The organism is Phenylobacterium sp. (assembly GCF_044236515.1).
Taxonomy (GTDB): domain Bacteria; phylum Pseudomonadota; class Alphaproteobacteria; order Caulobacterales; family Caulobacteraceae; genus Phenylobacterium.
Genome location: NZ_JBIIGK010000083.1, coordinates 1 through 12992, shown reverse-complemented (window position 1 = coordinate 12992; position 12992 = coordinate 1). Strand labels below are relative to the sequence as shown.

Sequence of the window (12992 nt, the reverse complement as noted above, 5' to 3'; positions counted from 1 at the left end):
ACGCCGAGCAGGCGCTGGCGGCCGGTTGCGCCTTCGTCAACTGCATCCCGGTGTTCATCGCCTCCGACCCCGCCTGGGCCCGCCGGTTCGCCGCGCACGGGCTGCCGATCATCGGCGACGACATCAAGAGCCAGGTGGGGGCGACCATCGTCCACCGGGTGCTGGCCAACCTGTTCCGCGAGCGCGGCGTCCGGATCGACCGGACCTACCAGCTCAATTTCGGCGGCAACGCCGACTTCAAGAACATGCTGGAGCGCGAGCGGCTGGCCTCGAAGAAGATCTCCAAGACTCAGGCGGTGACGAGCCAGTTCGACGGGCCGGTCGAGGAGAACGACATCCACGTCGGCCCCAGCGACTACGTGCCGTGGCTGACCGACCGCAAGTGGGCGCACATCCGGGTCGAAGGCACGACCTTCGGCGGAGTGCCGCTGAACGTCGAGCTGAAGCTGGAGGTGTGGGACAGCCCGAACTCTGCCGGCATCGTCATCGACGCCGTCCGCTGCGCCAAGCTGGCCCTGGACCGGCGCCAGGCCGGGCCGCTCCTGGGCCCCTCCAGCTATTTCATGAAGAGCCCGCCTGAGCAGTACACCGACCATGAGGCCCACGAGCGCACGGAGCGGTTCATCGCCGAAGGGGTCCGGGCCGCCGCGCCGCGGGTGCGGGCGGCCAAGGTGCGGTTGGCGTCGTGAGCGCCCCCGCGCTCAGCGTCGAGCAGATCCGCAGCCGCGCCGAGGCGCTTGGGCCGTGGTTCCACAACATCGACCTCGGCGGGGTGCCGACCGCGCCGGACCACTTCCTCAACGACTATCCGAACGTGAAGTGGCGGAGGTTCCGGCACGCCATCCCGGAGGACCTGACGGGCCTGACGGTGCTCGATATCGGCTGCAACGCCGGGTTCTACGCCATCGAGATGAAGCGCCGCGGCGCCGATCGGGTGGTCGGGGTCGACTTCGACGACCGCTACCTCGAGCAGGCCCGCTTCGCGGCCGAGGTGAAGGGCCAGGACATCGAGTTCCGTAAACTGAGCGTCTACGACGTGGCCGAGCTTCGGGAGCGGTTCGACATCGTGCTGTTCATGGGCGTGCTCTATCACCTGCGCCACCCGCTGCTGGCGCTGGACCTGATCCGCGACCACGTGGCGCGGGACCTGCTGGTCTATCAGTCGATGCAGCGCGGCTCGCCGGAACAGCCTCCGGTGCGCGCCAACTACGACTTCTTCGAACAGGATCACTTCAAGGCGCCCGGCTATCCGAAGATGCACTTCGTCGAGCACGAGTACGCCGGCGACTGGACGAACTGGTGGATCCCGAACGCCGCGTGCTCGGCGGCGATGCTGCGCAGCGCCGGGTTCGAGATCCTGGAGCATCCGGAGGAAGAGGTCTTCGTCTGCCGCGTGACCAAGCGGCCGAAGCCCTGGGGCGCGGTCTATCCCGCCAAACCGCGCCTCAACGGCGACGGAAGGAGCCAACCGTGATCGAGGCAGTGAAGATCTGGAACGAGCCCAACAACAAGTCGCACTGGGACCCGAACCTCGATCCTGAGTGGGACCTGTTCGCCCGGATGACGCGGCTCGCCGGCGAGGCGATCGCGGCGGAGAACCCGAACCTGACGCGGGTGCTGGGCGGGATGAGCCCGATCGATCCGCACTTCGTCCGCCGCTTGGCGGACAAGGGCGCGCTGGACCACGTGGACGTGGTGGCGGTGCACGGCTTTCCCCTCGACTGGAACCTGTGGGCCATCGACGAGTGGCCGGCCAAGATCGCGGAGATCGAGGCCGTCACCGACAAACCGATATGGGTCACCGAGGTCGGTGTGTCGTCGTTCGGCTCGGAGGAGGTGCAGGCCTGGGGTGTGAAGAAGACCGCCGACCTGCTGATCGGCCGGGTCCCGCGGCTTCACTGGTACTCGCTCTACGACCTGCCGAAGACCTGGGAAGCCACCACCCGGCACAAGGAGGCCGAGGGCTCGTCCTACTATCGGCATTTCCACATGGGGCTGCTGCGCGAGGACGGGACGCCGAAGCCCGGTCTGGCGGCCTATGCGCCCTACGCGGCGCAGATGGGACTCTGCCAGTGGTTCCACTTCGAGGACCATCGGCTGGACGAGGCCGTCGCCTGGATGAAGCGGCTCGGCGTCCGGCACCTGCGCACGGGCCTCTCGTGGGCCGACAGCTTCCGGCCGGACGCGCTGGCCTGGTTCGACCGGCAGATGGCGGCGCTGGAGGATTTCGAGGTCACCGCCACCTTCTGCTTCACCCCGGAGCACCGCGGGATCGAGCCCCACCACACGAGCCCGCCGCAGGCCGCGGAAGATTTCGCCGAGTTCTGCGCGACGATGGTCCGCCGCTATGCCCCGGCCCGCGCCGTCCGAACGGCCGAAGCCGCCGAGTAGCGCGATGGAGCCGTGGCGGCCGAACCTCGACTGGATCACCGAGGACCTTGCCGTCGGCGGCAGCTTCCCGGCCGAGCGGGCGACAACCCTCGCCTTGAGGCACGGGATCGGGGCGGTCATCGACGTGCGGGTCGAGGTCTGCGACGACCCCGAGGAAATGGCCGCCTGCGGGCTGCACTTCCTGCACCTGCCCACGGAGGACATGTGCGGGGTGAGCCAGCCGCTGCTGGATGCGGGCGTCGCGTTCGCGCGGCGGATGCGCGCCGAAGGGCGGCGGGTGCTGATCCATTGCGAGCACGGCATCGGCCGCTCGCCGACTGTGGCGCTGTGCGTGCTGGCCGATCGGGGAGTCGCGCCGCTGGCGGCGCTGACGCTGGCCAAGGACGCGCGGGAACTGGTGTCGCCGAGCGAGGACCAGTATGCGGCCTGGGCGTCCTGGCTACGACGCAACACGCCCGCCGCGGCCGTCCCGAGCTATCATGAGTTCGGCTGCGTCGCGTACCGCCACCTCGCCGCGCCCGCCTAGATGCTGGTCTATGGCGATCATTGGCGGGTCTTCCGTCCAGAGGATCGCCTGGCTGAGCTTGGGCGGGCTCTTGCGGACGGCGAGCCGGAGCATCTTACCCGGGCGCTGATCGACGCGGGCGAACTGGCCCAGGCTTTGGCCGACGCCGAGACGGCGGGATCGGGCATCGACGATGTGACGCCGCTGCAGTGCGCCGCGATGGAGCTGTGCACCTCGCTCGCCCGCCGGCGGTTCTGTAAGGCGGGCGACGGCGACGCGGAACTCGCCACCCTGGCCCGGCGCCCCCTGCCCGCTGAGGTCCGCGGCAAGCTGGCGGAAGGCTATGCCTTCTACGGCGTGACGCCGGAGGCCTATGCCGCCGCCGCCCGAGCCCACGCCTGGGCGAGCCCCCCGCTCGTCATAGGTCTGAGGTCGATCGGCACGAGCCTTGCGGCGACGGTGGCGGCGGTCACCGGCGGGCGCGCGATCTCGCTGCGCCCGCGCGGTCATCCGTTCGACCGGACGATCGTCGCGTCAGACCGACTCAAGTCCCGGCTGCGCGACCATTCCGGGCCGTTCGCCATCGTCGACGAAGGCCCGGGCCTGTCGGGCAGCTCGTTCGGCGCGGTCGCCGACCTGCTCGAGGCGCTGGGCGTTGCGCCGGAGCGGGTTGTCTTCATGCCGAGCCACGACGGGGAGCCAGGGCCTCAGGCCAGCCCGCGCCACCGGGTCCGTTGGGGCGCGGTGACGAAGGTCCACCGCACCCTCGACGACCTGCTGGCTGAGGCGCCGATCGCCGAGATGTTCGCGGATCTCATCGGCGAGGCGGTGCGGGTCGAGGACCTCAGCGGCGGCGCCTGGCGCCGGGACCTGCCCGAGCCCCTCTGGCCGCCGGTCTTCCCCGGTCAGGAGCGGCGCAAGTTCCGGCTGACGAGCCGGCACGGCGTGTTCCTGGCGCGGTTCGCGGGTCTCGGCGGGGTCGGCGAGGAGAAGTTCGAGACGGCCGCACGCTTGGCCGGCGCCGGTTACACGGCCGAACCGCTCGCCTTTCGCCACGGCTTTCTTCTGGAGCGGTGGCTGGGCGGCCAGCCCTGGCGCGCAGGCCCGCCGCCGGGCCTGGCGGACTACCTCGCCTTTCGGGCCCGCGAACTGCCGGCCGGGGACCGCGCCGGCGCCAACCACCGGGCGCTCCGCGAGATGGCCGCCCACAACGCCACCGAGCTGTGCGGCGCAGAAGCCGGGTTGCAGCTTGGCGAGCGGCTGGAGGCGCTGTTCGCCGCGGCCGCGGCACCCCGGCCGATCCGCATCGACGGCCGCCTCCACGCCTGGGAATGGCGGCGGACGCCCGGCGGCCGTGTCGTCAAGACCGACGCCCTCGACCACGCCGAGGCCCACGACCTGATCGGCCCGCAGGACGTCGCCTGGGATATCGCCGGAGCGGCGGTGGAATTCGGGCTGTCCGACGCGGAGACGGCTCGGCTGGCCCGCGCCGTCGGCGAGGCTAGCGGCGCGCGTGTCGATCCAGCATCGGTCGAGGTGATGGGGATCTGCTACGCCGCCTTCCAGGGCGGGCTCTGGTCGCTTGCCGAGACCCAGAGCGACCCGCGCGAAGCGGCGCGGATCCGCGCCCATCGCCGCCGCTACGCCGCCCACCTCGAAACCGCCGCCGGTGTCACCGATCCGGCCGTCCGGAGGCGCGCCCGTGCCTGACCCGCCATCCAGCCCAACCGTCCCACCGCCCCAGCCGGACGGACTGAACACCGCCCTCGCCCGGAACATCCAGGCGCTGCAGGCCAGGCGGGCCGCGGAAGAAGCGCACGCCGGGTTCTCCGACCGGCTGTCCGAGCGGGTCACCGCGTTCGCCGGCAGCATGACCTTCGTCTGGGTGCACCTTGCCATCGTGGCGGCGTGGGTGGCGGTGAACATCGGCCTCGTGCCGGCGATCCCGCGTTTCGACCGGACGTTCGTGATCCTCGCGACCGTCGCGTCGGTGGAGGCGATCTTCCTCTCGACCTTCGTCCTGATCAGCCAGAACCGCGCCGCGGCGGCGGCGGACCGGCGGGCGGACCTCGACCTGCAGGTCAACCTGCTGGCCGAGCACGAGATCACGCGGCTGATCTCGCTGACCTCGCGAATTGCCGAACACCTGGGAGTCGCCGACGACCTGTCCCGGGAGGTGGCCGAGCTCGAGCGCGACATCGCCCCCGAAGCGGTCCTCGACGAGTTGCAGGCGGCGAAGGCGCCCCCGGACTAGTTCAGTCAGGGGCGCTTGACGAGGTGCGGCGGACGCCGCGCTATGTCGGCCGAGGGGTCAGCCCGGGGAACGCAATGAACTGCTGTCGTCCGCTGCGCCTGGCCGGGCTGTTCACCCTGGGCATCCTAACCTGCGGGGCTGACGCACCAAGGGTTCACCGGCTGGAGCCGACCGTGACGACAGTGCACCGGGGCTATTTCTCGGCCGAGGTGACGCCGGCCCTACGCATCGCCTCGGGCGACATCGTCGACATCGAGACCCTGATCACCAACACGCCTGAGGGGCTGGAGCGGATGGGCCTGCCGCCCGCCGAGGTGCAGCAGAGTCTGCGCGACATCACCGCCAAGGTCCCGCGCACCTTGGCCGGCCACATCCTGACCGGCCCAATCCATGTGGAGGGCGCAAAGCCGGGGATGGTGCTGGAGGTGCGGATCCTGTCGGTCGAGCCGGCGATCCCCTACGGCTATTTCTCGTGCAGCGCGGAATACACGCTGGTCACCGCCAACTGCGAGGCGCCGAAGGACCGGATCGTCCCGCTGGACCTGAAACGGCGGGTGGTCCGGCCCATGCCGGGGGTCGAGATCCCCCTGCGGCCGTTCTTCGGCATCATCGGGGTCTCGCCGCCGCCCTCGGCCGGGCGACGCAGCAGCCTGCCGCCCGACAATCACGGCGGCAACATGGACATCAAGGACCTGGTCCCCGGCGCCAAGGTGTTCCTGCCGGTGTTCGTCGAGGGCGGAAACGTCTCGATCGGCGACGGCCATGCGGCGCAGGGCGACGGCGAGGTCGGCGGCACGGCGGTCGAGACTTCGCTGCGCGGCCGGGTGCAGATCATCCTGCACCGCGACCGGACCCTGAAGTGGCCGCGGATCGAGACCCCGACTTATCATGCCACCTTCGGCGCGGACGCCGACCTGATGACCGCGACCCGGATCGCGGTGGACGAGATGACCACGATGCTGATGGAGCGCGGCTACAGCCGGTCGGACGCCAACATGCTGACGGGCCTGGCCGCCGACCTGAAGATGAGCGAGGTCGTCGACCGCAACATGGGCGTCTACATGACCATTCCGAAGAGCGTGTTCGTCGCGCCGTGACTTCGGGCTACGAGTGTCCACCTGAGAAGAAGCGGGGGAATGAGTCGGCATGACGGACGCGGCATTGACGCGCGACAGCTATGCCGCGTTCCGGTCGATCACGACGCGTTGGATGGACAACGACGCCTACCGGCACGTCAACAACGTCGTCTACTACTCGTTCTTCGATACCGCGGTGAATGCCCTGCTGATCGAGGCGGGGCTTCTCGACATCGCCGAGAGTCCGGCGATCGGCCTGGTAGTCGAAACCACGTGCCGCTACCTGGCGCCGATCGCCTTCCCGGACCGGGTGGACGCGGGCGTGCGGGTGAGCAAGCTCGGCACGTCGAGTGTCCGTTACGAGATCGGCCTGTTCCGCAATGACGAGCCGGCGCCGTCGGCGGAGGGCTATTTCGTCCATGTCTACGTCGATCGGGCGAGCAATCGGAGCTGTCCGATCCCCGCGGCGACCCGGGCTTTCCTCGAGACCCTGATGGTCGGCGGCGCCGCCGACCGAGCCGCCTCTTGCGGAGACTGATGCGATGAAGACCCGGGCCGCCATCCTTCGCGCCATGGGCGTCGCGCCGCCCTATGCCGACAGCCGTCCGCTGACCATCGAGACCGTCGAGCTGGCCCCGCCGGGGCCGGGCGAGGTGCTGGTGCGGATCAAGGCGGCGGGGTTGTGCCATTCGGACCTGTCGGTGATCGACGGGGCCCGGCCGCGGCCGCTGCCCATGGCGCTCGGCCACGAGGCGGCGGGCGTGGTCGAGACGCTGGGGCCCGAGGTCGAGGACTTGGCCGTCGGCGATCACGTGGTGATGGTGTTCATGCCAAGCTGCGGCCACTGCACGCCCTGCGCCGAAGGCCGGCCGGCCCTGTGCGAGCCCGGCGCGGTCGCCAACCGCAACGGCGAGCTGCTGCGCGGCGGCACGCGGATCAGCCTGAACGGCGCGCCCGTGCACCACCATCTCGGCTGCTCGGCCTTCGCCGAGCACGCCGTGGTCTCACGCCGCTCGCTCGTGCGGATCGACCGGGAGCTGTCGTTCGAGGACGCCGCCCTGTTCGGCTGCGCCGTGCTGACCGGGGTCGGCGCGGTGGTGAACACGGCGCGGGTGCGGCCGGGCGAGACCGTGGCGGTGGTCGGACTGGGCGGCGTGGGGCTGGCGTCAGTGTTGGGCGCGGCGGCGGCGGGCGCCTCACAGGTGATCGCCGTCGACGTCTCGGCCGAGAAGCTGGAGATCGCCGCGCGCCTGGGGGCGACGGCGACGTTCGACGCCCGCGACCCGGACACGGCGGCCAAGGTGCGGGAACAGACGCGGGGCGGCGTCGACTACGCGATCGAAATGGCCGGGTCGATCGACGCCCTGGACGCGGCCGTGCGCATGACCCGGCGCGGCGGCGCCACCGTCACCGCCGGCCTGCCGCCGCCGGGCCGGACCCTGCCGCTCGACATCGTCGGCCTGGTCGCCGAGGAGCGGTCGGTGCGCGGCAGCTACATCGGCAGCTGCGTGCCGGTGCGCGACCTGCCGGCCTATGTGGCGCTCTATCGGGCCGGCCGGCTGCCGATCGACCGGCTGATGTCCGGAGCGCTGACCCTGGACGAGATCAACACCGGCTTCGACCGCCTGCGAGAGGGCAAGGCCGTGCGGCAAGTGGTGCGGTTCGACTGAGGGCGCCCCGAGCGCCTATTCCCACTCGATGGTGCCCGGCGGCTTGGAGGTCACGTCGTAGACGACGCGGTTGACGCCGCGGACCTCGTTGATGATCCGGGTCGCGCAGCGCGACAGGACTTCCCACGGGAATTCGAAGAAATCGGCGGTCATCCCGTCGGTCGAGGTGACGGCGCGCAGGGCCAGGACGTTTTCGTAGGTGCGGGCGTCGCCCATGACGCCGACCGTCTTCACCGGCAGCAGAACGGCGAAGGCCTGCCAGATGGTGTCGTAGAGGCCGGCCTTGCGGATTTCCTCGAGATAGATGGCGTCGGCGGCCTGCAGCACGGCGACCTTCTCGCGGGTGATCTCGCCGGGGATGCGGATGGCGAGGCCGGGGCCCGGGAACGGGTGGCGTCCGACGAAGGCCGGCGGCAGACCGAGCTCGACGCCCAGGGCGCGGACCTCATCCTTGAACAGCTCGCGCAGCGGCTCGACCAGCTTCAGCTTCATGTAGTCCGGCAGACCGCCGACGTTGTGGTGGCTTTTGATCACCGCCGAGGGGCCGCCGCTGGCCGAGATGCTTTCGATGACGTCGGGATAGAGCGTGCCCTGGGCGAGGAACTGCGCGCCCTCGATCTTGGCGCTCTCCTTGTCGAAGACGTCGATGAACAGGCGGCCGATGGTCTTGCGCTTGGTCTCCGGGTCGCTGACGCCGGCCAGCTCTCCGAGGAAAAGATCAGACGCATCAACGTGTACCAGCGGGATATTGTAGTGGTCCCGGAACATGGTGACGACCTGCTGGCCCTCGTCCTTGCGCAGCAGGCCGGTGTCGACGAAGACGCAGGTCAGCTGGTCGCCGATGGCCTCGTGGATCAGGACGGCGGCGACGGAGCTGTCGACGCCGCCGGAGAGGCCGCAGATCACCTTGGCGTCGCCGACCTGGGCGCGGATCTTGGCGATCTGCTCCTGGCGATAGGAGGCCATGGTCCAGTCACCCTTCAGGCCGGCGATCCGGTGGGTGAAGTTGCGCAGGATCAGGGCGCCGCGCGGGGTGTGGGCGACCTCCGGGTGGAACTGGATGCCGTAGAAGCGGCGGCCCTCGTCGGCGATGATCGCATAGGGGCTGCCTTCCGAGACGGCGACGGTCTCGAAACCGGGCGGCAGGGCGGTGACCTTGTCGCCGTGGCTCATCCAGACGGTTTCGGAATGGCCGAGGTCGCCGAGGCCCTCGACCAGCGGGCTTTCCCGGACGATCTCGATCTCGGCGCGGCCGAACTCGCGGGTCGTGCCGGGCTCGACCCGGCCGCCGAGCTCGGCGCACATGGTCTGCTCGCCGTAGCAGATGCCGAGCACCGGCACGCCGGCCTCGAACACCTTCTTCGACACCGCCGGGCTCTCGGCCTCATGCACGCTGGCCGGGCCCCCGGAGAGGATGATCGCCTTGGGACCGAAGGCCTCCAGCGTCTCGTCGATGCGGTCGTAGGGATGGATCTCGCAATAGACCCCGCTCTCGCGCAGCCGCCGGGCGATCAGCTGGGTCACCTGGCTGCCGAAGTCGACGATGAGGACGCGTTCGTGGGCGGTGCTGGTCATGGGGCTCCGTTAGCGAGGTTTCTCGAGGACGGCGACGAAAAAGCCGTCCGTTCCGCTGGCGTGGGGGGAAAGGCGTAGGAAGCCGTCGGGGGTCAGCCGAGGCGCAAGGTCGGGGTGGTCGGTCGCGGGCCGGATGCAGAAGCCCGGATGGCGGTCGAGGAAGGCGGCGACGCGGTCCTCGTTCTCCTCCGGCAGGATCGAACAGGTGACGTAGACGAGACGGCCGCCTGGCTTCGCGAAGCGGGCGCCGTCGTCGAGGACTCCGTCCTGGTCGGCCTGGCGACGGGCCAGGGCCTCCGGCGTCAGCCGCCACTTGGTGTCGGGATGGCGCCGCCAGGAGCCGGTCCCGGTGCAGGGGGCGTCGATGAACACGACGTCCATGCGGCCCTCGAGATCGCTGGTCTTAGACTTCGGGGGGCGGACCTGAAGGTTGCGGACGCCGGCTCGCTCGGCCCGCCGGGCGGTGTCGGCCAAACGGCGGGCGTCGGCGTCGTAGGCGTAGATCTGGCCGCTGGCGCCCATGGCCGCGGCAATCGCCAGGGTCTTGCCGCCGCCGCCGGCGCAAAGGTCGAGGATCTGCTTGCCTTTGACCTCGCCAGCCGCGGAAGCGGCGATCTGCGAGCCGAGATCCTGGACCTCGAACCAGCCCTTCTCGAACTCGGGCGTCGCTTCGACCGCGCCGGACCGCTGGGCGGGATCGGGCGCGGCGAGACGGAGGGCGTCAGGCAGAAGGCCCGCCGGCGCGACACCCAGCGGAGCCAGGGCCTGCAGGGCGCGGTCGGGATCGGTCTTCAGGCGATTGACGCGCAGGTCGACCGGGGCGCGCTGGGCGAGAGCCTCGCCCTCCCCCACGCGGCCGTCGCCAAAGGCGCGGGCCAGGGAGGCGTCGAGCCAGTCGGGGTAGTCGCCGCGCACGTCGGGGCCGGCGTCGGTCAGCGGCCGCGGGCTTTGCAGGGCCGCGCGCTCGGTTTCGGTCAGGGGGCCGGGGCCGTGCGGCGTCTCGGCGGCCGCCTCGTCGATCCGCTCGACGGGCCAGTCCCACGCAAAGCGCAGGGCCCCGAGGGCGGCGGCCCGCGGCGTCTCATCCCCCATTCGCCAGGCGAGCGAGCGGCGGCGGCGCAGGGCGTCGAGGACCAGACCGGAGATGAAGGCGCGGTCCTTTGAGCCGGCATAGCGTGCCGCGTCGCTCCAGGCCTTGAGGGCCAGCCGGACCGGGCGGCCGTGCGTCTCGATCTCGGAGAGGACCTCGATGGCCGCGGCCAGGCGTCCGCCGTCCCGCATCAGCTCACCGGAACAGGGCGACGATCACCAGGATCAGCCCCACCAGGGAAATCGCCCACACCAACGAGCGGATGCGCGGGATGCCGGCGGCGTAGATCGGCACATAGATCGCCCGGCAGGCGACGTAGAGCCCGGCGCCCCACAGAGTCAGCTCGCCGGTCTTGCCCATCAGCACGGCGGCCAGCACCGCCGTGGCGAACAATGGGAAGGTCTCCTGGAAGTTGCGGAAGGCGCGGTCCAGGCGGGCGGCGACGCCGGTGATCGGCATCGGCGTGTCGCGCGGGCCAGCCGCCCACTTCAGGTTCTGCTGGCGACGGGCGGCGACGGCGGCCCAGGCGAGCTGGACCAGCCCGATGACGACGGCGGCGGCGAGCAGCTTCAGTTCGACGACGTCGCTCATCGGGCGGCTCCTTCAGACGGCGCTCGGATAGTTCGGCGCCTCTCGGGTGATCATCACGTCGTGGACATGGCTTTCGCGCAGGCCGGCGCCGGTGATGCGGATGAACCGGGCCCGCTCGCGGAACTCGACCAGGTTGGCCGCGCCGACGTAGCCCATGGCGGCCCGCAGGCCGCCGACCATCTGGTGCAGGATCGGGGCGATCGGGCCCTTGTACGGCACCTGGCCCTCGATCCCCTCGGGAACGAGCTTGAGCGCGTCCTTGACGTCCTTCTGGAAGTAGCGGTCGGCGGACCCCTGCCCCATGGCGCCCAGCGAGCCCATGCCGCGATAGGCCTTGTAGGAGCGGCCCTGATACAGGAACACCTCGCCGGGACCTTCGTCGACGCCGGCGAACACCGAGCCCATCATGGCCACCGAGGCGCCCATGGCGAGCGCCTTGGCGAGGTCGCCAGAGTACTTGATGCCGCCGTCGGCGATGATCGGCACGTCGGCGGCGAGGCCGGCGCGCACGGCGTCAGCGATGGCCGTCAGCTGCGGAACGCCGACGCCGGCGACGATGCGGGTGGTGCAGATCGAGCCGGGACCGATGCCGACCTTCACGGCGTCGGCGCCGGCGTCGATCAGCGCCCGGGCGCCGTCATAGGTGGCGACGTTGCCGGCGACGACCTGGACGCGGTTGGTCTCGCGCTTCACCCGGTCGACGGCCTTGGCGACGTCGGCGTTGTGGCCGTGGGCGGTGTCGATGACGATGACGTCGACGCCGGCCTCGACCAGGGCCATGGAGCGCTCGAACCCGGCGTCGCCGACGGTGGTGGCGGCGCCGACCAGCAGGCGGCCTTGCGCATCCTTGGCGGCGTGCGGATGGGCCTGGGACTTCTCCATGTCCTTGACGGTGATCAGGCCGACCGCGCGGTCCTGATCATCGACGACGATCAGCCGCTCGATCTTGTGGCGGCGCAGGAGTTCGCGGGCCTCGGCCTGGGCGACGCCTTCCTTGACGGTGACCAGGTTGTCGGAGGTCATCAGCGCCTTGGCCGGAACGTCGTCGCGGCTCTCGAAGCGCATGTCGCGGTTGGTCAGGATGCCGCAAAGCTTGCCGCCGCTGTCGACCACGGGGAAGCCCGAGATCTTGCGACGCGCCTTGATCTGGCGGACCTCGCTGAGCGGCGTGTCGGGATGGATGGTCAGCGGATTGATGACCATGCCGCTTTCGTAGCGCTTGACCTCGCGCACGTGGTCGGCCTGCTCCTCCACCGTCAGATTGCGGTGCAGGATCCCCATGCCGCCAGCCTGGGCCATGGCGATAGCCAGGCGGCTTTCCGTGACCGTGTCCATGGCGGCGGACACGAGCGGGATGTTCAGCTTGATATCTCGCGTGAACCGGGTGGCGACGTCGACCTGGGTCGGCATAACCTCGGACGGGCCGGGTTCGAGCAAAACATCGTCGAAGGTGAGCCCTTCGCGAATCTCCATTGAGACACCTCGTTTTGCGGCGCGGGTATACGCGGGCCGGCCGTCCGGCCGCAAGGCCCCCGCTGCAAAAAGGCCGAGCGGACGGGCGTCAGCGACCCTTGAACCCGGTGGCCACCAGGAAGACCTCGGAGCTGTCCTGACGGCTGGCCTTCGGCTTGACGTTGCGGACCTTGGCGAAGTGCTTGTTGAGGCCGGCGATCAGTTGATCGGTGCCGCCGCCCTGGAAGGCCTTAGCGACGAAGCTCCCGCCCGGTTTCAGCACCTCGACGGCGAAGTCGCGCGCCGCTTCGATCAGGCCGACGATGCGCAGGTGATCGGTTTCGCGGTGGCCGACGGTGTTCGGGGCCATGTCGGAGAGGACGACGTC

Annotated in this window: 14 protein-coding genes; 9 read left to right on the top strand and 5 right to left on the bottom strand. The window is 70.4% G+C overall.

Annotation, left to right across the window (positions count from 1 at the left end; translation table 11 throughout):
- The 9 genes from ACILRF_RS09940 to ACILRF_RS09900 form a co-directional block, all read left to right on the top strand.
- Positions 1-689, top strand: a 689-nt coding sequence (locus ACILRF_RS09940; RefSeq protein WP_395672409.1) for an inositol-3-phosphate synthase, incomplete at its 5' end; no start/stop codon positions are given.
- The gene (locus tag ACILRF_RS09935) at positions 686-1474 is read left to right on the top strand and encodes a TIGR04290 family methyltransferase (RefSeq protein ID WP_395672407.1); all 789 of its coding nucleotides are present in this window, start codon (positions 686-688) and stop codon (positions 1472-1474) included. The genes ACILRF_RS09940 and ACILRF_RS09935, both read left to right, overlap by 4 nt.
- Positions 1471-2391: a beta-xylosidase gene (locus ACILRF_RS09930; protein ID WP_395672405.1), complete on the top strand. Its 921-nt coding sequence runs from the start codon at positions 1471-1473 to the stop codon at positions 2389-2391. Before ACILRF_RS09935 ends, ACILRF_RS09930 begins: the two co-directional genes overlap by 4 nt.
- Positions 2392-2395: 4 nt before the next feature.
- Entirely contained in the window at positions 2396-2917 is a 522-nt protein-coding gene (locus ACILRF_RS09925; RefSeq protein ID WP_395672403.1) for a dual specificity protein phosphatase family protein, read from the top strand.
- Positions 2918-4606: a hypothetical protein gene (locus ACILRF_RS09920; protein ID WP_395672401.1), complete on the top strand. Its 1689-nt coding sequence runs from the start codon at positions 2918-2920 to the stop codon at positions 4604-4606.
- Positions 4599-5150: a DUF1003 domain-containing protein gene (locus ACILRF_RS09915; protein WP_395672399.1), complete on the top strand. Its 552-nt coding sequence runs from the start codon at positions 4599-4601 to the stop codon at positions 5148-5150. Before ACILRF_RS09920 ends, ACILRF_RS09915 begins: the two co-directional genes overlap by 8 nt.
- Positions 5151-5224: 74 nt before the next feature.
- Positions 5225-6247 carry an acetamidase/formamidase family protein gene (locus tag ACILRF_RS09910; protein WP_395672398.1) on the top strand — a complete coding sequence of 341 codons (1023 nt, stop codon included), beginning with the start codon at positions 5225-5227 and terminating at the stop codon, positions 6245-6247.
- 49 nt (positions 6248-6296) lie between these two features.
- Positions 6297-6764 carry an acyl-CoA thioesterase gene (locus ACILRF_RS09905; protein WP_395672396.1) on the top strand — a complete coding sequence of 156 codons (468 nt, stop codon included), beginning with the start codon at positions 6297-6299 and terminating at the stop codon, positions 6762-6764.
- Between the two features lie 4 nt (positions 6765-6768).
- Positions 6769-7896: a zinc-dependent alcohol dehydrogenase family protein gene (locus ACILRF_RS09900; protein ID WP_395672394.1), complete on the top strand. Its 1128-nt coding sequence runs from the start codon at positions 6769-6771 to the stop codon at positions 7894-7896.
- A gap of 15 nt (positions 7897-7911) precedes the next feature.
- Here ACILRF_RS09900 and guaA read toward each other — a convergent pair whose 3' ends face one another.
- From guaA to ACILRF_RS09875, 5 genes are all read right to left on the bottom strand, one after another.
- Complete coding sequence (gene guaA, locus ACILRF_RS09895) at positions 7912-9471, bottom strand: glutamine-hydrolyzing GMP synthase (RefSeq protein WP_395672392.1); 1560 nt, start codon at positions 9469-9471, stop codon at positions 7912-7914.
- 9 nt (positions 9472-9480) lie between these two features.
- The gene (locus tag ACILRF_RS09890) at positions 9481-10752 is read right to left on the bottom strand and encodes an RsmB/NOP family class I SAM-dependent RNA methyltransferase (protein WP_395672390.1); all 1272 of its coding nucleotides are present in this window, start codon (positions 10750-10752) and stop codon (positions 9481-9483) included.
- A 4-nt stretch (positions 10753-10756) separates the two neighbouring features.
- Positions 10757-11152 carry an MAPEG family protein gene (locus tag ACILRF_RS09885; RefSeq protein WP_395672388.1) on the bottom strand — a complete coding sequence of 132 codons (396 nt, stop codon included), beginning with the start codon at positions 11150-11152 and terminating at the stop codon, positions 10757-10759.
- Positions 11153-11164: 12 nt separating this feature from the next.
- Positions 11165-12625 (bottom strand): IMP dehydrogenase, encoded by a 1461-nt coding sequence (guaB, locus tag ACILRF_RS09880; protein WP_395672386.1) that lies wholly within the window; start codon positions 12623-12625, stop codon positions 11165-11167.
- 88 nt (positions 12626-12713) lie between these two features.
- The coding region (locus ACILRF_RS09875) for an SAM-dependent methyltransferase (RefSeq protein ID WP_395672384.1) at positions 12714-12992 on the bottom strand (279 nt) is incomplete at its 5' end.

What these genes read in the sequence shown, in the direction of transcription:
- ACILRF_RS09925 (WP_395672403.1), top strand. Translation starts at nt 2,396, where the DNA reads ATGGAGCCGTGGCGGCCGAACCTCGACTGGATCACCGAGGACCTTGCC.
- ACILRF_RS09920 (WP_395672401.1), top strand. Translation starts at nt 2,918, where the DNA reads ATGCTGGTCTATGGCGATCATTGGCGGGTCTTCCGTCCAGAGGATCGC.
- ACILRF_RS09910 (WP_395672398.1), top strand. Translation starts at nt 5,225, where the DNA reads ATGAACTGCTGTCGTCCGCTGCGCCTGGCCGGGCTGTTCACCCTGGGC.
- ACILRF_RS09905 (WP_395672396.1), top strand. Translation starts at nt 6,297, where the DNA reads ATGACGGACGCGGCATTGACGCGCGACAGCTATGCCGCGTTCCGGTCG.
- ACILRF_RS09900 (WP_395672394.1), top strand. Translation starts at nt 6,769, where the DNA reads ATGAAGACCCGGGCCGCCATCCTTCGCGCCATGGGCGTCGCGCCGCCC.
- guaA (WP_395672392.1), bottom strand. Translation starts at nt 9,471, where the DNA reads ATGACCAGCACCGCCCACGAACGCGTCCTCATCGTCGACTTCGGCAGC.
- ACILRF_RS09890 (WP_395672390.1), bottom strand. Translation starts at nt 10,752, where the DNA reads ATGCGGGACGGCGGACGCCTGGCCGCGGCCATCGAGGTCCTCTCCGAG.
- ACILRF_RS09885 (WP_395672388.1), bottom strand. Translation starts at nt 11,152, where the DNA reads ATGAGCGACGTCGTCGAACTGAAGCTGCTCGCCGCCGCCGTCGTCATC.
- guaB (WP_395672386.1), bottom strand. Translation starts at nt 12,625, where the DNA reads ATGGAGATTCGCGAAGGGCTCACCTTCGACGATGTTTTGCTCGAACCC.